The sequence below is a fragment of the Saccharopolyspora sp. NPDC045941 genome (assembly GCF_056431445.1).
Genome location: NZ_JBWKKU010000007.1, coordinates 45985 through 63507, shown reverse-complemented (window position 1 = coordinate 63507; position 17523 = coordinate 45985). Strand labels below are relative to the sequence as shown.

At 71.9% G+C, this 17523-nt stretch carries 13 protein-coding genes and 1 pseudogene; 6 read left to right on the top strand and 8 right to left on the bottom strand.

The genetic code is table 11. The features are described 5' to 3' along the window. Nucleotides 1-24 precede the first annotated feature (24 nt). Together AC07FN_RS07605 and AC07FN_RS07600 are read left to right on the top strand one after the other, a co-directional pair. A complete protein-coding gene (locus tag AC07FN_RS07605; protein WP_478394875.1) occupies nt 25-1488 on the top strand; it encodes a phosphatase PAP2 family protein in 1464 nt (487 codons plus the stop codon). Between the two features lie 102 nt (nt 1489-1590). Next, the gene (locus AC07FN_RS07600; RefSeq protein WP_478394998.1) at nt 1591-2037 is read left to right on the top strand and encodes a universal stress protein; all 447 of its coding nucleotides are present in this window, start codon (nt 1591-1593) and stop codon (nt 2035-2037) included. Nucleotides 2038-2043: 6 nt separating this feature from the next. Here the strand turns inward: AC07FN_RS07600 and AC07FN_RS07595 are convergent, their stop codons facing one another. The 3 genes from AC07FN_RS07595 to AC07FN_RS07585 form a co-directional block, all read right to left on the bottom strand. Beyond that, entirely contained in the window at nt 2044-2172 is a 129-nt protein-coding gene (locus AC07FN_RS07595) for a hypothetical protein (protein ID WP_478394874.1), read from the bottom strand. A 65-nt stretch (nt 2173-2237) separates the two neighbouring features. Further along, on the bottom strand, nt 2238-4193 hold the full coding sequence (locus tag AC07FN_RS07590; protein WP_478394873.1) for a YhgE/Pip domain-containing protein: 1956 nt from the start codon (nt 4191-4193) through the stop codon (nt 2238-2240). 18 nt (nt 4194-4211) lie between these two features. Beyond that, nucleotides 4212-6920: an MMPL family transporter gene (locus AC07FN_RS07585; RefSeq protein ID WP_478394872.1), complete on the bottom strand. Its 2709-nt coding sequence runs from the start codon at nt 6918-6920 to the stop codon at nt 4212-4214. Nucleotides 6921-7095: 175 nt separating this feature from the next. On the opposite strand from AC07FN_RS07585, the gene AC07FN_RS07580 reads away from it, so the two are divergent. Continuing rightward, nucleotides 7096-7800: a TetR/AcrR family transcriptional regulator gene (locus AC07FN_RS07580; protein WP_478394871.1), complete on the top strand. Its 705-nt coding sequence runs from the start codon at nt 7096-7098 to the stop codon at nt 7798-7800. Nucleotides 7801-7921: 121 nt separating this feature from the next. Here AC07FN_RS07580 and AC07FN_RS07575 read toward each other — a convergent pair whose 3' ends face one another. Together AC07FN_RS07575 and AC07FN_RS07570 are read right to left on the bottom strand one after the other, a co-directional pair. Further along, complete coding sequence (locus AC07FN_RS07575; RefSeq protein ID WP_478394870.1) at nt 7922-9598, bottom strand: hypothetical protein; 1677 nt, start codon at nt 9596-9598, stop codon at nt 7922-7924. Beyond that, the gene (locus AC07FN_RS07570; RefSeq protein WP_478394869.1) at nt 9588-10391 is read right to left on the bottom strand and encodes a hypothetical protein; all 804 of its coding nucleotides are present in this window, start codon (nt 10389-10391) and stop codon (nt 9588-9590) included. Before AC07FN_RS07570 ends, AC07FN_RS07575 begins: the two co-directional genes overlap by 11 nt. A gap of 124 nt (nt 10392-10515) precedes the next feature. Between AC07FN_RS07570 and AC07FN_RS07565 the strand changes: the two genes are divergently transcribed. Continuing rightward, nucleotides 10516-11526, top strand: coding sequence for an RICIN domain-containing protein (locus tag AC07FN_RS07565; protein WP_478394868.1), 1011 nt, complete (start codon nt 10516-10518; stop codon nt 11524-11526). On the opposite strand, the gene AC07FN_RS07560 is transcribed toward AC07FN_RS07565, so the two are convergent. The 3 genes and pseudogenes from AC07FN_RS07560 to AC07FN_RS07550 all read right to left on the bottom strand — a co-directional run bounded on the left by AC07FN_RS07560 (nt 11523) and on the right by AC07FN_RS07550 (nt 14014). Then, nucleotides 11523-11933 (bottom strand): GntR family transcriptional regulator, encoded by a 411-nt coding sequence (locus AC07FN_RS07560; RefSeq protein ID WP_478394997.1) that lies wholly within the window; start codon nt 11931-11933, stop codon nt 11523-11525. The two genes, AC07FN_RS07565 and AC07FN_RS07560, sit on opposite strands and share 4 nt — an antisense overlap. A 70-nt stretch (nt 11934-12003) precedes the next feature. Continuing rightward, nucleotides 12004-12939, bottom strand: a pseudogene (locus AC07FN_RS07555) (amidase); the annotation flags it as partial. Nucleotides 12940-13096: 157 nt separating this feature from the next. Next, nucleotides 13097-14014 carry an alpha/beta hydrolase gene (locus AC07FN_RS07550; RefSeq protein ID WP_478394867.1) on the bottom strand — a complete coding sequence of 306 codons (918 nt, stop codon included), beginning with the start codon at nt 14012-14014 and terminating at the stop codon, nt 13097-13099. A 271-nt stretch (nt 14015-14285) separates the two neighbouring features. Between AC07FN_RS07550 and AC07FN_RS07545 the strand changes: the two genes are divergently transcribed. Further along, entirely contained in the window at nt 14286-15554 is a 1269-nt protein-coding gene (locus AC07FN_RS07545; RefSeq protein ID WP_478394866.1) for an amidohydrolase family protein, read from the top strand. 347 nt (nt 15555-15901) lie between these two features. Then, nucleotides 15902-17521: an ATP-binding cassette domain-containing protein gene (locus AC07FN_RS07540; RefSeq protein WP_478394865.1), complete on the top strand. Its 1620-nt coding sequence runs from the start codon at nt 15902-15904 to the stop codon at nt 17519-17521. Nucleotides 17522-17523 lie beyond the last annotated feature (2 nt).

The following is a 17523-nucleotide window of genomic DNA, read 5'->3' as shown; positions in this document are numbered from 1 at the left end:
GGCAGCACACACGAAGGCGAGGGAATGAAGAACGCTGATCGGAAGTTCGTCGAGTGGTCCGCCAGGTTTCCCCGGACGGCCGCGGATCCCGCGCTGAAGGCGCTCACCATGCTCGCCGACCACAGCAAGCTGTGGTTCGCGGTCGCGGCGGTGCTGGCGGCGAAGAAGGGCCCCACCCGCCGGGCGGCACTGCGCGGCGTCGCGGCCATCGCCGCGTCGAGCGCCGTCACGAACGTCGTCGCCAAGCCGCTGCTGCCGCGCCGCCGCCCGGCGACAGGTCTCCTGCCGAGGCACCGGCGCCTCGCGGCACCACCGGAATCCTCGTCGTTCCCGTCCGGACACACAGCCTCCGCCGCGGCGTTCACCACCGCCGTCTGCATGGAATCCCCCGCCGCCGGCGCGATCATCGCCCCGGTCGCCGCGGCGGTCGCCTACTCCCGCGTCCACACCGGGGTGCACTGGCCGACCGACGTCGCCGTCGGAGCGGCCATCGGCGTCGGGGTCGGCCTGGTCACCCGGCGGTGGTGGCCGGTGCGCCCGTCCACCCCGGCGCTGGCGCGGCCGAGCGAGCACGTCGCCGAGATGACCTCGGGCGACGGCTTGGCGCTGCTGGTCAACTCCGCGTCCGGCGACGGCGACCACGCCCCGTCCGCCGAGCTGGCCGCGCTGTGGCCGGCCGCCAAGCGCCTGCACCCGGATCCGGACGGCGATCTGATCGCGGAGCTCCACCGCGAACTCGACGCGGCCGGCGCCGGGGTGCGCGCGCTGGCCGTCGCGGGCGGCGACGGCACGGTCGCCGCCGCGGCATCCGTGGCCGCCGTCCGCGAGCTCCCGCTCGCCGTCGTCCCCGCCGGCACGCTGAACCACTTCGCCCGCGACCTCGGCGTGGAGGACCCGCAGGACCTCGCGCGGGCGGTGGCGTCCGGGTCGGCGGTCCAGGTCGGCCTCGGCGCGGTGCGCTTCGACGGCCGGCCGGTCCGGTGGTTCATCAACACCGCCAGCCTCGGCGGCTATCCCGACATGGTCCGGCTGCGCGAGAAGTGGGAGCGCCGCTGGGGAAAGTGGCCCGCGGCCGCCGCCGCGCTCGTCCGGGTCCTGGCCGAGGCCGAGCCGATCACGGTTCGCATCGACGGCCGGACCCGCAAGATCTGGCTGCTGTTCGTCGGCAACAGCGGCTACCAGCCGAAGGGTTTCGCGCCGGCGTGGCGCCCATGCCTGCACGACGGCGTGCTGGACGTCCGCTACATCCGGGCCGACGTGTCGCTGTCCCGCATCCGGTTCGCCTTCGCGGCGCTGTCCGGAGCGCTGTTCAACAGCCACACCTACGTGCAGGAGGAGCGGACCGCGCTGCACCTCGAAGTGCTCAGCGAGCCGCTGGCGCTCGCCTGCGACGGCGAGGTCATGGCGACCGGGCACAGCTTCGACTTCGCCGTCCACGACGCGGCTCTGCACGTCTACCGCCCCGCGGAAGCGCCTGCCGCCGACTGACCCAGGATGATGTTCGTCGAGCTCTTCGCCAGGCGCCCGCTGACCGTGCGCGCCGTCCGGGCGCGGCACATCCTGGGGGCGGGCACAGCTGGGGAGGCCGTCATGAGCAGCGAACACCAGTACGCAGTCGTCGTCGGGGTGGACGGATCGTCGTCCTCGGATGCCGCGTTGCGCTGGGCCGTCTGGCACGCGGGCCTGGTCGGCGGGCGCGTCACCGCGGTCATGGTCTGGGACATGCCGATGATCTACAACTGGGAACCGCCCGGTGATCAGAACTTCGCGCGCCAGACCGCGACGGAATTGCACCGCGTGATCAACGAAGCCCTCGGCGACGCGGCTGCCGAAGTGCACATGGAAGTGGCGCAAGGGCATCCCGCAGGTGCCCTCCTGGACTCGGCCAAGGATGCCGCCGCCGATCTGATCGTCGTCGGCAATCGCGGGTACGGCGGATTCACCGGGGCGCTGCTGGGCTCGGTGACCCAGCACGTCGTGCACCACGCGCGCTGCCCCGTGGTCGTGGTCCGGCAGCCCGAGGAGCAGAAGTCCTGACACGCGCTACTCGTCCGCGGGGCGCCGGGCCGAGCGGCTGGTGGTGAGCCGGCCGCAGTCCGCCAGCAGCCACCACGCCAGGTGGCTGGCCGCGACGAACCCGGTGGGCTCCGGGCCCCGGATCGACTGTGCCATGGCGGTCCGGGCTGATCGCCGGGGAAAAGGGCCGGCCGGCCGTTCACGACCGGCCGGCCCTGGGATCACGCCGTCCCGAAGTCGCCGCGCAGCGCGTGGGCCGGGCGCAGCCGGGTGGCGCGGGCCGTGCGTCCGCGCTCGATGGCCAGGAAGGTGACCACGAGACCGCACAGCGCCCAGGCCACCAGCGCCGCGATCAGCCCGCCGCTCGGGGCGGCCCCTTCCACGACCGCGCGCAACGCGTCCTGCGCGGTCGCCGTCGGCAAGACCCCCGAGACCGCGCGCAGTGCTTCCGGTACGGCGGCGACGAATCCACTCGCCAGCATCAGCACGGCCACCAGCATCGCGCCGAACCGCCCGGCTCCGCCGAACGCCGCGAGCGCGTGGTTGATCGCGGCGAACGCCACCGCGATCAGCACCAGCAGCGCGGCGGCGCCGAACCACTGACCGACCGACAGGTCCTGCGCGATCCCGAACACCGCGGTCACCAGCAGCCCCTGCACCGCCGCGATCCCGGCGGGGAGGGCGAACTGCCGCGCGGTGAGCCGCAACGACGACCGGGTCGAGCCCAGCACCCGCTCGGGCAAGGGCCGCAGCACCAGGAACGTCGCGATCGCGCCGATCCACAGCGCCAGCACCGCGTACAGCGACGGCCCCGAGGAGCCGAAGCCGAGGGTCGTGCCGTTCGCGGTCGTGACCGGGTTCGCGACCGCCTGCGCGAGCTTGTCCCGGTCGCCGTCCGGGTAGCTGGGCAACTGGTCCACGGCCTGGCCCAGGCCCGAGGACAGCTGCCCCGAGCCGTCGCCGAGCTGCCGGGCGCCGTCACCCAGCTGCCGCACCCCGCCGGCGAGCTGCTCGGCACCGGTGGCGAGCTGGTCGGCGCCGCCGCGGGTCTGCGAAAGCCCGTCCGCGAGCTTCGTCGCGCCGTCGTCGAGCTGGGCCGCGCCGCCCGCCAGCTGGTCGATTCCCTGGGACAGCGCGGGAAGTCCGCCACCGGACGCCGGCGTGCGCCCGGCGAGCGCGTCGAGGCCGCCGGCCACGCCCTGGCTCGCCTGCTGCAGCTGTCCGGCGCCGTCGCTGAGCGCCCGCGCCGCCGCGGCCTGCCCCGCGAGCTTCTGGCAACTCGGCAGCACGGCGACCCCGCATTCCTTCGCCGACTCCTCCAGGCTCTGCGCGAGGCCGTCCAGGCCGGTGTTGAGCTGCTGCACGCCCTGCGCCTCCTTCGCCGAGACATCGGCCAGGGTCGCGGCCTGCTGCGGAAGGTTCTTGGTCTGGTCGCGCATCGCGGCGAGGCCGTCGGACAACCCGCCGGTGCCCTGGGTCAGTTGCGCCGCCCCGTCGTCGAGCTTGCCGAGGCCGTCGGCGAGCGCCTTCGAGCCGCTCGCCAGCTGGTCGGCGCCGCCGGCGAGCTGGTCGGTCCCGCCGGCGAGCTGCTTGGCGCCGTCGGCCAGCGACGTCGCGCCGTCCGCGGCCTCGCCGAGCTTGTCGCCCAGCGTGTTGAACCCGACGTAGACGTTGTCCAGGTAGGTCGTGGTCAGCTGCTGCCCGAGCAGGTTCGCCGCGGTGGTGGTCACCGCGCGGCTGATCGTCTCGTCCACGAGGCGGCCGCGGTCGCCGGTGGTGACGTCGATCGTCGCCCGCGTGGCGTTCGCCGGGTCACCGGAGAAGGAGGTGGCGGCCGCGGAGAAGTTCTTCGGGATGGTCACCACGGCCGCGTAGGTGCCGTCCCGCAGGCCGTCGGCCGCGGTCTGCTCGGTGGCGAACTCCCAGGCGTAGTTGCTCTCGATCTCGTCGCCGACGAGCTTCGCCGACAGCTGCCGCCCCAGCGGCGTGAGCTGCCCGTTGATCTCCACCGGCTCGTCGTTGTTGACGATGGCGGCCTTGACGCCGCTCAGCCGGTCCTCGGGCTTGCCCAGCGACCACGTCAGCAGCCCCGCGACGGCGAGCGGCACCAGCAGCAGGCCGACCACGGCCAGCACCGGGAGCCGGAAGCGGGACCGGCCGTTGTTCCACGAACGCACTGCGATTACCTCTGCTTTCTAGCGGATCGCGCCGGAGAGGGTGCGGGTCCGCCCGGCCGGGCGGAGGTCGGAGGCGGTGGCCCACGGCGAGTCCGGCAGGACGTCGCCCACCTCGGCCAGGCCGGTGGTGCCCGCGACCACGGTGATGCCGGTTCCGGCGAGCAGGCCCCGGATCGCTCGCCGCTCGCCGGGATCGGAAACCCGGTCGGTGCGGTCGAGCACGAGCACGGCCGGTTCTTCGCGGAGCGCCAGCCGAACCGCCTCCGCGCCGCCTTCGCCCGCGTCGACGTAGGCGACCTGCGAGCGCACCGTCGCGGCCCGCGCGGGCAGGACGTGGCCGAGCACCTTCAACTTGCCCGCGTCCGGCTTCAGCCGTCCGGACAGGGTCAGCAGCAACGCCGTCACCGCCGGCTCCGCGCCGCCGCGGACGACGTGCACTCCTCTGCGCGGCAAGAAGAAACCGACGCCCGCGTAGATCGAGCGACCCGAGGACGGGTCGGCCAGCCGCAGGCCGTCGCAGGCGATCGCGTCGTCGGCGCCGGGCCGCGGCCAGTCCGCCAGCGCCAGCTCCTCGCGGAGGTTCTCGCCCTCCACGTCGAAGGACGGCAGCACCCGGTTCAGCCGCCGCGGCATCCACCACGCCTTGTCGCCCATCAGCGCGAGCACGGCGGGAACCAGCGTCATGCGCACGATGAAGGCGTCGACGAACACGCCGACCGCGAGCCCGAGCGCGATGGGCTTGATGTTCGCATCGCCCTCCGGGACGAACGCGATGAACACCGCGAACATGATCACCGCCGCGGCCGTCACGACCCGCGCCGAGGAGACGAACCCGGAGTTGATCGAGCCGCGCGCGTCACCGGTGTGCACGAACTCCTCGCGCATGCGGGCGACCAGGAACACCTCGTAGTCCATGGCCAGTCCGAACAGGACACCCATCAGCACGATCGGCATGAAGCTGATGACCGGCCCGGTGTTCTCGACGTTGAACGCGCCGGCCAGCCAGCCGTCCTGGAACACCAGCTTCACCACGCCCAGGGAGGCGCCGATGCTCAGCAGGTAGCCCAGCGTCGCCTTGATCGGCACCGCGATGGACCGGAACACCATCGTCAGCAGCACCAGCGAGAGCCCGACGACGACCACGCCGAACGGCAGCAGCGCCGAGCCCAGCTTGGCCGACACGTCGATGCCCACCGCGGTGAAGCCGGTGACGGCGATGTCGATGCCGTAGGTGTCCTTGAAGTGCCCGTGCAGCGACCGGATGTCGTCCACCAGCTGCTTGGTCTCCGGCGAGTCCGGCTCGCCTTCCGGGACCACCTGCACGATCCCGGTGTCGGCGGTGGGGTTCGGGGTGGCCAGCGGCACGTCGGCCACGCCGGGCAGCCGCTCGATCTCCGCCTTCAGGTCGGCCATCAGCCCGAGCGGGTCTGTGCTGGTGACGATGTTGGCGGTCACGATCAGCGGGCCGTTGAAGCCCTTCGGGAAGTGCTCGTCGATCAGGTCGTAGGTCACGCGGGCGGACTCGTCCTTCGGCAGCGCGCCGGCGTCGGGCAGCGCGAGCCGCAGCCCGGCGGCGGGCACCGCGGCGAGGCCGAGCACCGCGATCACGGCGAGCACGGTGACGATCGGGAAGCGGGTCACCGCGCGCACCCAGCCGCCGAAGAACCGCTCCCCGAAGGCGGGCTTGGTGCGCCGCTTGCGCGGGCGCGGGCGCGGGCGCATCCGGTCGCCGGCGAAGCCCAGCAGCGCGGGCATCAGGGTGACCGAGACGAGCACCGCGACGCCGACGCCGACGGCCGCCGCGACGCCCATCGTGGTCAGGAACGGGATGCCCGCGACGCCGAGCCCGACCAGCGCGATCATCACCGTCAGCCCGGCGAAGATCACCGCCGAGCCCGCGGTGGCGTTGGCGCGCGCGGCGGCCTCCTGCGCCGACGCTCCCCCGGCGAGTTCCTGCTGGTGGCGCGACACGATGAACAAGGCGTAGTCGATGCCGACCGCGAGGCCCAGCATCAGCGAGAGCAGCGGCGTGGTCGCGGTGATCGGCCCGAACGCGGTCGCGATGAAGATCAGCGTCATGGAGATGCCGACGCCCACCAGCGCGTTGATCAGCGGCATCCCGGCGGCGAGGAACGAACCCAGGGTGATCATCAGGACCACGATCGCGATCACCAGGCCGAGCGCCTCGGTGACGGTCACGCCGGGGAGCTTCTGCGAGAACAGTTGGCCGCCGTAGGAGGCCTGCGATCCCGCCGGCAGGCGCTCCTGCAGCTCGTGGGTGATCTGGACGATGCGGTCCTTGGCGGGCTCGCCGATCGCGAAGATCTCGCCGTCGAGCTGGACCATGATCAGCCCGGCCTGGCCGTTCTCGCTGATCGCCCCGCCGAACTCCGTCTGGTAGGGCGAGACGACCTGGGACCGCTGCGGCACGTCGTTCAGCTCGTCGACCGCCCGCTCCACCTCGCGCTGCACGGCCGGATCCCGCATGCCGCCCGGTGCCACCACCACGATCTGCGCCGAGGCTCCGCTGGTCTGCGGGAACGTCACCGACAGCCGGTCGAGCGCCTCCTGCGACTCGGTGCCGGGAATGCTGATGGAGTTGTCCAGGCCCTTGTTCAACAGGCCCGCCGCACCACCTGCGACGGCTAGGACCAGCAGCCACAGCGCCAGCACTGCCTTGCGGGCCGCGAACGCTCTGCGGCCGACGGAGTAGAGGAAGGAGGACACGCAGACTCCTGTCGCCGGTCTGGCCGGACGATGTCGATGTCACCGGACGAGAACCGATACCGCGCCGTATCGGATACGTCACGGTATCCGATACCGCGCCGTATCGACTACGATGGGGTAGGTTCCGGGCGCGTGCGAAAGATCACGGAACCATTTGCGGGGAGGGAAAGTTCGCGTGAGCAAGACCAGGTCGGCCGCGACGGCGGGCGGCGCAACCGAGCCCGGCAATCGGGAGACGGCCCGGCGGGCCAAGACCCGGGAACGACTGATGGACGCCGCGTACGAGCAGTTCTGCGAGCACGGCATCAACGGCATCTCCATCGAGGCCATCGCGGACGCGGCCGGGTTCACGCGCGGCGCCTTCCACTCCAACTTCGCCAGCAAGGAAGAGCTGTTCGTGGCGCTGGCCGAGCGGGAGAACCGCCTGCGGCTGGAGGCGCTGCGGGAGAGGTTCGACGACGCGGTCGCCCCGCTCGGCCGAACCGAGGGCAAGCCCGGCCCGGAGCTGATCGAGGAGGCTCTCGCAGACCTGCTGGCGTTCCTCCCGGAGGAGCGGCAGTGGTGCCTGCTCAACAGCGAGTTCCGGCTGCTCGCGATGCGCGAACCGCAGATCGCGCCGCGATTCCTGGAGTCCACGCGCGCGTTCCAGCAGCAGCTGTCCGACATGATCGACGCCGCGCTGGAATCGGTGGGACTGCGCTTCGCGATCGACTCGATGCACCTGACGCGGCTCCTGCTCGCCCAGTTCGAGTCGGCGATGCAGGACGCGATCCTCTCCGGCGACGACGACCCGGTGCGAACGGTCCGCGACTACATCATGCTCACCCTGCCACGCCTGGTGCACACCCTCGCCGAGGTCCGCGAACCCGCGGAGCAGTGACCCGCCGCCGAGCACGACCGTCCTCAGTGGAGAGACACGCGAGCACGGCGGAAGATCGCCCCTCGACGTCGAGGGGCGATCCCGCGTGCGGTGCAAATCCTGAAGGCCCTCGGAGCACGGATCAGCTGGCGACCTTCACCCGGCTCGGCTTCTTGGTCTGCGCCTTGGTCTTCGGCGTCTTGGTGTCGGTGCGGGCGGTCTTCTCGGACCGCAGCTTCTTCACCCGGCTCTGGACGCAGGTGTCGTAGCCGCCGCATTCCCGCTGCGCCTGCTGGTAAAGGGGGTCGTTGGCCGAGCGGCGGGCCTGCTTCGTGGCATCCGCGACAGCCCGGTCGTTGGTCTTCTTCTGGTCGCGCAGCCTCTTCGTCCGGTCGGTCACGCAGGTGTCGTAGCCGCCGCACTCCCGCCGCGCCTGCTGATAGCTCGGATCCGCATTCGACGTGCGCGCCTTCTTCGTCGAATCAGCCACCTCGCGTGCGTTCCGCTCCCGCAGCCTCTTCGTCCGCTCTGTCACGCAGGTGTCGTATCCGCCGCACTCGTGCCTGGCCTGCCGGTAGAGCGGGTCGGCGTTGGACTCGTCCGCGTTCTTCCTCGTCGTATCGAGCTGTTTCTGGTACTCGACCAGCTTCGGGCCGATGTCCCGGGTGGTGCCCTGGGTGAACCCCTTGGACGTGTCGAAAGCGCGGCCGAAGGTCTCCAGGTGGTTGTTGTCCTTGATGTCGTTGTAGTCATCGATGATGCGCTTGCGCAGCGCGGGATCCCGCATCGCCTTCCGCAGCGTTTCCTGGTGCTCCGCGGCCACGTGGTCGGCGTACGCCTGCCCGAGCAGTTCGCCGTAGACCTGGCTCAGGCCGGTGCCTCCGCCCCGGTAGCCACGCGGCATCCGGATGGTGCCGAGCCTGCCCAGGCGGCCCTGCGTCCGCACCTTGCCGGTGCTCGACTGCTTGGCGGTGGTGCCGTCGGTACCACCGTTGTCGGGTTTCTTCGGCTTGGCACCGGTTCCTGTGGTGTCCCCGCCTTCGTCGTCGTCCCGGCCGGCGGAGCGGACCCGATCACGGTCTTCCTGCGCCTGCTCCAATTCCGCACGAGCCTCGTCAACCTGCTTCTTGGCCTGCTGACGGCCGTGCGCGGTCAGCCGGGGGCTCTTGGCCGCCCGTTCGAAATCCTTGAGCCGGTTGGTGAGGCGGCTGACCTCCTTGTCCCAGTCGAAGGGCTCCGCCGCCTTCTTCGCCTTCATGTACTCCCTGAAGACGCTGTTGTACCTGTTGCGCGCCTGCTCCAGCCTCCGGGCGGCCGTCGTCCTGGCTCTCGGCGTCTTGGCGTTGGCCAGCTGGTCCTTGCGCTTCGTGATGCGCTCCTCGGCTCCGTTGAGCCGTTTCTTGAGCCTTTCGGTGGTCTGACCCGTCCGCCTGATGGCCTCGGCGACGTCGTCGGCCAGATCCGGCGCGTCGGCGATCGACACCGTGGTCTTCCCCGTGCTCAGCCCCTTTTCCAGGCGCCGCACCACGACGCTGGCAATGACCTTCTCGCGGAAGCGCGGGTCGCTGGGATCCAGCGTGTCGGGGAAGCGGATTTCGTAGATGACGCCCTTGATCTTCTGGATCACCTTCCGGGCACCGCCCGGCTGCCCCTGGCCGGGATTCGGCGTCGCGCTCGCCGGCGGCGGTTCGGCCGAAGCGACCGCCGCCGGCCCGACCAGCGCCACCCCAGTCGCCATCGTCGCGCCCACCAGCACCTGGACACCCAGCTTGCGCAACCGTCGACGCGCCTCCTCCAGCTTGTCCTGATCAGTACTCACCGGCCACCCCCGCCACCTCGTAGGGCTCCACTCGCATCGGCGCGGGCTCGTACTCCGCCACGCTCGACCCGATCAAGGCATCCGGTTCGGCGATCTCGCCCGACGGCTCGCCCCACACTTCCGCCGGCCGGTCCTCCGCACCCCGGTGCCGCGGCTCCGACACGACCAACGCGGTCACGGGTTCTTCCTCCACCGGAACGGATTCCGGCTCGACGGATACCGGTTGCGGAGCCGTCATGAGTTCCTCCGCCTCCTGGCCCTCCTCCGCCGGAGATCCCAGGAGAACGACCGGGGGTGGTTCTGCTGCGTCGATGAGCTCGGCGGCCACCTCGTCGACCGCCTCCGGCGCGGTTTCCTCGATCGCACCGACCACCTCCGGCACGGCTTCCCCGATCGCGACGTCCACCTGCGCGGGGATGTCGACGATCTCGACCTGCTCCGCCCGGGAGCGGAGCGGGACCGGCACCTGCGAGAGCGGGACGTTCGCCGGTGCGACCGGTTCCGGCAGGGCGGGAACCGGTGCGGCGGGAACCTCGGTGAGATCCGGCAGCAGCAGATCCGCCTCCGGGACGTACCCCTTCCGTTCGAGGTACTCGTCGATGAGTCGGCCGAGATCCGCGGGGAGCACCGCGGCCGCCGGCTCCGGTGCCTCGCTCGCGACCATCCGGCTCCCGTACCCGACGGTCACCAGGCCGACCGCGAGCGCCCCCATCGTCACTCCCCCGGCGAACCCCGCGCAGACCAACGTTCTCCGGCTCCGCCGCCGGCGGCGGCTCATTCGTCGAATCGGCATTGCGAACTCCCTGTCGATCGCTGTGGATGCACCACCGAGGCAATCCGCTGCCACCTGGGGGAACAAGGTTCCGGGCTGTCCGGAACAGTCCCGGACACCGCCCGGGACGCAATAAGGTGGACGCATGAGTTCCGCTGGGGAGGAAGCTCCGATATCTCAGGACTGGCCCGATCCGAAGAACATCGACGACACCGCCGCTTTCGTCGCCGCATTGCGGCAAATGCGCGTGCGGGCCGACCTCAGCTTCCGCGCGCTGGAACGCCGCGCGGAGCGGGCCGGTGACGTGCTGCCGAGTTCGACCATCAACGCGGCGCTGTCCCGCGACAAGCTGCCCCGCGCCGATCTCGTCGCCGCGTTCGTCCGAGCCTGCGGCGGCGACGAGCCGACCGTCGAGACCTGGGTCGCGGCCCGCAACGAGCTGGCAGCCAGGGCCGAGGGCCCACCCGGATCAGCAGGCGGGGACGAGGTGGAACCGGCGGTCGAAGCCGAGTTCGTGCCGGCCCCGACCAGTCGAGCCACCTGGCGACGGGCGGCGGTCGTCGCGGTCGCGGCCGTCGGCGCGGCGGCCGCGATCATCGCGTTGAGCCTGGCCTTCGGACAGCCGGAAACGCCAGCACCACCCGCGCAACGGCAGGGATCGCCCATCACGCCACCGCTGCCGCTCGACGAGAAGGCGGCCGGCCCGCTCGCCTCGGTCCAGCGGATCCGCCTCGCGCACACCGGGCTGTGCCTGGGCGAAGGACCGGAGAAGTTCGCCGCTTCCGGCCGAGACGTGCTCGGCCAGCACGACTGCGCGTCGGCCGGCCCCCCGATCGGTGTGGAGGCGGCCCCGGACGGGAGTTTTCGCCTGCTGCTGAACTCCTCGGAGAACGGGCTTGGTTGCGTGACCACCGATTACGGCGGCGAGCACGCCGAGGTGCTGCTCTCGGGGGACGAATGCGAGGACGGCCGCCCGGACCAGCGGTTCACCTTCGAACCGGTCGGTTCCCCGGCCAACGGCTACCGGATGCACTCGGTGCCGGGTTCCAAGTGGTGCATCGGCGTCTTCCAGCACCGCGTCGAGCCGGGCGTGCAGCTCATCCAGGACCGCTGCGACGGCAGTCTCGCGCAGGTCTTCCTGGTGGAGGGGAGCTAGGCCGAGCCTTCCTGCGCGTGCGCGGCGTCGTACTGCGCCAGGGCGTGGGCCCGGCTGGTCCGGATGTGGGCCAGCGCCAGCGCCGCCGCCCGGTCGGGATCGCGGTCGGCCAGGGCCTCGACGAGGCCCGCGTGCTCCGCGGCCTGGCGTTCGTACTCGTGGCTCCGGCCGATCAGCACCCGCAGGCAGCCGGTGAGCGGTTCGAGCATGCCGTGCAGGAACGGGTTTCCGGCCAGGTCCGTGACGGCCTCGTGGAAATCCGCGTTGATCTGCGTGACGTCGCTGTGGCGCTCCTTCGCCATCGCGGCCTTGGCACGCTCCAGCAGCTTCTCCAGGCGCCGCACGTCGCGCGGGGTCGCGCGGTCGGCCGCCAGCCGGAACACCAGGACCTCCAACGCTTCCCGGATGTCGAAGAGAGTACTGGCGCCCCACGATCTGCAGCCCCACCGGCAGCCCGAGCAGGCTCGTGCCGCAGTTGACGCTCGCCGCGGGATGACCGCTGAGGTTGAACGGCAGGGTGAGCCGGCAGTACTCCGGCAGCAGCCGCTCGGGATCCATCTCCGACATCGGGACCGGGGCGAGCGCGAGCGTGGGAGTGCACAGCGCATCCAGGTCGTGCTCGTCCATCGCGTCGTCGATCGCGATCCGCACCCGGCGCCGCTGGTCGCGGGCCCACTGCAGGTCCGCGTCCGCGACCCGCGACCCGGCCCGCAGGGCGCGCAGGCTCGCCGGGTGGTACCGCTGCGGGCACGCGTCCATCCACTCCCGGTGGAGCTGCGCGCTTTCCCACGACACGAGCAGGGTGTGCGCCCTCGGCGTCTCGCTCATTCCCGGGATGTCCATGAGAACCACTTCGGCGCCGCGCTCGGCCAGCGACTCGACGGCACGCTGCACCACCTCGGCGATGCCCTCCTCGATGCCGTCGAAGAAGTACGCCGGGCAGCCGATCCGGGGGCGGGCCGCCCGGACCGGCCGGTCGGAGCCCGGCTGATCGGACAGGACGTCGTGCAGCAGTGCCGCATCGGCCACCGACCTGGTCAGCCATCCGATGTGGTCCACCGAGGTGCCGCCCGGGACCAGGCCGTCCGCGTCCACCATGCCGAACGTGGGTTTGAGGCCCACCACCCCGTTGATCGGCGCCGGCTTGCGGATGGAACCGCCGCCGTCGGTCCCGATGGCGGCCAGGCTGGAGCCGACCGCCACCGACACCCCGCCACCGGCCGTGGAACCCCCCGGGTACCGGGTGAGGTCCCAGGGATTGCGGGTCGGCGGCGCGTTCATGCCGATGCCGAACTCGTGCGTCCGGTGCTTGCCGGTGATGATCGCGCCGACGGCCCGGAGTCGGCTCACCACGGCCGCGTCGGCGTTGGGCACGTTGCCGGCGAGCACGTCCGACCCCGCCTCGGTGGGCATCCCCCGGGTGGCGATCAGCGACCCGGATCCCTGTCAACGTTTTCGTATCCCGGATACCATCCGTCCACGAAAGATCGATAACCGGGAACATCGCATCCACCAGCAGAAACAAATCGAGAACAGCGCCATTTCCGGCACGATCTGTCTCGTTACAGTTCTACTCGAACCGGCTCAATCCGCGGCGGAGCGCATCGAGGGTTTCGGCGATCTGACGCTGGGATACGGCCGCGCTCGTGATGACGGCCGACCGGTGGAACGTGCCGGGGAACAGGTGCAGCTCGACCGATGAGCCGCCGTGCAACAGGCCGGACGCGTAGGACAGGCCCTCATCGCGCAGCGGGTCGTTCTCGTAGACCGACACGTACGCCGGCGGGAGACCGGAGAGATCATCGGCGCGCGCCGGCGCGGCGTACGGCGGGACGACCCCGCCGCAGTCCGCCAGGTAGTACCGCCAGCTCAGCACCGCGTCGGGCCGGTTCCACAGTGGAGTGTCGTCGAACGCCCGCATCGAGGCGGTGTCCAGCCGGTCGTCGACCTCGGGCGCGTCGAGCAGCTGGAAGCACAGCGGCGGCCCGCCGCGGTCGCGGACGAGCAGCGTGAGCGCGGCGGCGAGACCGCCCCCGGCGCTCATCCCGTACACCCCGATCCGCCCCGCATCGACGCCCAACGCCCCGCTTTCGGATGCGATCCAGCGCAGCGCGGCCTCGCAGTCGCGCAGGGCGGCGGGGTACGGATGCTCCGGAGCCAGCCGGTAGTCGACGGCCACGACGACCGCGGGCACTTGGGCGCACAGGTCCGCGGCTTGCGCGGCGACCGTCTCCAGGCCGCCCATCACGAATCCCCCGCCGTGCAACAACAACAAGGCGGGAAGCGGGCCGATGGCATCGGGCGGCCGGCAGACCCCGACCCGCACGGAGCCGTCCGGGCCGGGCACCGCGTGGTCGGTCATGACGACCCCACCGGGCGCCGCGCCCGCGGCCAGCTGCCGCATCCGGGCGCGAGCCCCGGCGAGGTCCTGGATGTGCAGATCGGGCAGCGCGGGCAGGGCTGCCGCGAGCTCGGGATCCAGGTGCACGTCGTCACCCCCTAGCCGACGTCACCGCATTGTGCGGCCAGAGCCGCCGCCCCGGCCACCGCGGCGGCTTGGGCACCCGGCCATCCCGGACCTCCTGGAGCTCGCGCGCGAAGTCTTCGCGACGCGGCTGCCCGGGAACGCATCCCGATAGTCACGGGTATACCAAATGCTAATCCGATCAAGTTGAGGCGACTCCTTCTCTTGGATGTTCCGAACCTGAGGGATGATTTGGTATACAGAACACCCCAAGCTTGACTTCTAGGAGCTCGTGATGTGCCTCGACCCAACCCCGCCGCCGCCCAGCAGCGTCACCCGCCGCGGGGTGCTCGCCGCAGCCGCCGTGCTGGCCGGAACCGCCGCCCTGACCACCGCGCCCCGCTCGGCCGAGGCCGCTCCGCGACCCGGCTCGAACGGCGGCGACCTGGTCATCGAGGGCGGCACGCTGCTCGATCCGGCGACCGGTGAGGTCATCGAGGACAGCGTCGTCGTGATCCGCGACGGCATCGTCCGCGCGGCCGGTTCCCGCGACCGCGTCCAGGCACCCGCCGGCGCCCCGCGCCTGGACGCGCGCGGCAAGTGGGTCCTGCCCGGCCTCCTCGACGCGCACATCCACCTCAACACGGCGGCCGAGGCCGCCGACGCGGTCCGCAAGGGCGCGACCAGCGCGCGCAGCGGTTCCACGAACTTCTACCAGGACATCGCCGTGCGCGAGCTGGCGTGGCAGGCGCCGCAGCAGGCGCCGCACCTGAAGGCCGCGGGCGTCTTCGTCACCCCGGATCTCGGCGACACCGTCCTCGCCGACCCCGACCTCACGCCGCTGGCGCGGCTCAAGGAGGGCGTCCGCTCGCCGGAGGCGCTGCGCCGCGTCGTCGAGGTGAACCTCGCCCGAGGAGCCGACGTGATCAAGACGCGGGTCAACGAGCGGGCCGGGCTGCCCGAGCAGGATCCGCAGACCCAGGTCTACTCCTACGAGCAGCTCGCCGAGGTGGTGGGCGCGGCCCGGAAGCGCGGCAAGGGCGTCCTGTGCCACAGCTACAGCGAGAAGGGCTGCCACGACGCGGTGGCCGCGGGCATCCGCTCGCTGGAGCACGGTGTCTTCGTCGGCGAGCGGACCCTGCACGAAATGCGCCGCCGGGACACCTACTTCACCCCGACGCTCACCGCGATGGCCGGTCTCGCCGAGTCCACCAACCCGGTCCTGGCCGAACGCGGGCGCACCTACCTGCCCATCCTCAAGGACGCCGTCCGCGCCGCCCACGAGATGGGCGTGCCGCTCGCCGCCGGCACCGACTCCTCCGGCGGCACCGTCGACCCGATCGGCCGCGAGGTGCAGCTGATGCACGAGGCCGGCCTGCCCGCGCTCGACGCCATCCGCACCGCGACGACCTCCGCCGCCAGGCTCCTCGGCGTGGAGCGCGAAGCGGGGCGGCTCACCGCAGGCTTCCAGGGCAACGCGATCGTCGTCTCGGGCGACCCGCAGCGCGACCTGTCCGTCCTGATGTCGCCGGTGCACGTCGTTCGTTCGGGGCTGGCCGTCTAGTCCTACCGCTTCCACCGTGGCGGGCCGTGGTCGATTCCCCGGCCCGCCACGGCGTTCCGGCAGCATTTCGTCTTTTGTGGACGGTTCCGGCACGTGCACGCGGGACGGCCGCCGGTCCTTCGACCTGACCCGCGAGTCGGAAATCACGGGCGAACCGCGACGTGGTCCTGCTAGAGTCGGCTCGTGCGATTCCACTACTTCCTCTGAGAGCGCCGACCTCGGCGGCGGACGGCCTTCGGCCGGTCCGCGCTGAGCGCATCGGTCGTTGAACGCACTTCATTTCCGGATCCCCCATCGCCCGGCGCTGGACCGTGCCCGGTGTTCGCGGGATCCGTCTCGGAGGAACCGTGTCCACTCGCATCGTCCTACCGGCCCGCGCCCGAACCCACCTCAGCGCAGCCGAAATCCACCTCGCCCGCGGCGGTCGCGCCGTGCTCACCGGCGTCGACCTGGCGGTTTCCCCGGGTGACCGGCTCGGCGTGGTGGGCGGCAACGGCGCAGGCAAGACCACCTTGCTGCAGGTGCTCGCGGGGAACCTCGTTCCCGACAGCGGCACCGTGCACCGGGTCGGCACCTTCGGCGTCGCGGACCAGGAGATCCCGGTCGACGACGGGCGCACCGTCGGCGACCTCATCGACATCGAGCTCGCCGACGCGCGCCGAGCCCTGCAGGAGTTCGAAGCGGCGACCGCGGCGCTGGTCGAGGAGCGCCCCGGCGCCGACGAGCAGTACGCCGAAGCGCTGGCCGCCGCGGAGGCCCTGAACGCCTGGGACGCCGACCGCCGGGTCGACATCTCGCTGGCCGCGCTCGGCGCCGTCGCCGACCGCGCACGGCCCCTCGCCGCGCTGTCGGTCGGCCAGCGCTACCGGGTGCGGTTGGCCTGCCTCCTCGGCGCCGGGCACGACCTGCTGCTGCTCGACGAGCCGACGAACCACCTCGACGCGGCCGGACTCGAACACCTGACGGCGCGGCTGCGGGAACACCCGGGCGGCGTCGTGCTCGTCAGCCACGACCGCGCGCTGCTCGCCGACGTCGTCACCTCGGTGCTCGACCTCGACCCGACCAGGGACGGACGCCCGCGGACCTACGGCGGCGGGTATGCCGGTTACCAGCAGGGGAAGCGTGCCGAACGCGAGCGCTGGGAGAACGAATACCGCGCACAGCAACGCGAACACCAGCGGCTCGCCGACGACCTCTCGGCGGCGCAGGACCGCCTGTCCACCGGGTGGCGACCGGAGAAGGGCACCGGCAAGCACACCCGCGCCACGCGGGCGCCCGCGCTCGTGCGGGCGGTCCACCGGCGGCAGGAAGACCTCGACGCACACCGCGTGGACGTGCCCGCGCCGCCGCTGCGCTTCCAGGCCCCGGAACTCGGGAACATGCCGGGGGTTCCGCTCCTGCACGCCGACGAGGTGATCCTGCGCGGGCGGTTGGAGCGACCCCGGTCGCTGCTGCTGCGATCCGGCGATCGCCTCGTCGTCACCGGCCGCAACGGGGCCGGGAAGTCGAGTCTGCTTTCGCTGCTGGCCGGTGAGCTCCAGCCGACGTCGGGTGCCGTGGTGCGCAACGCCGCGGCGCGGGTCTCGTGGCTCGCGCAGGAATCGCCTGCTGCGGCACGGCTGACCGCCGGCGAGGCGTATCAGCGGGCCGTCGACGAGCTCGCCGTGTCCGGGCTGATCGACGGCGACGCGATCCCGTTGCCGGAGCTCGGGCTGCTGCCCGATGCCGCCGCCGGCCGGCCGGTCGCCGAGTTGTCGATCGGTCAGCAACGCCGGCTGCAGCTCGCGATCGCGCTGGCTGCGCGGCCGCACGTGCTGCTGCTCGACGAGCCGACGAACCACCTGTCGATGACGCTGGTCGAAGAGCTCACGGATGCGCTGACCACGACCACGGCCGCGATCGTGGTCGCCACCCACGACAGGCAGTTGCTGCGCGACACCGCGAACTGGCCGCGGCTGCGGCTCTGACC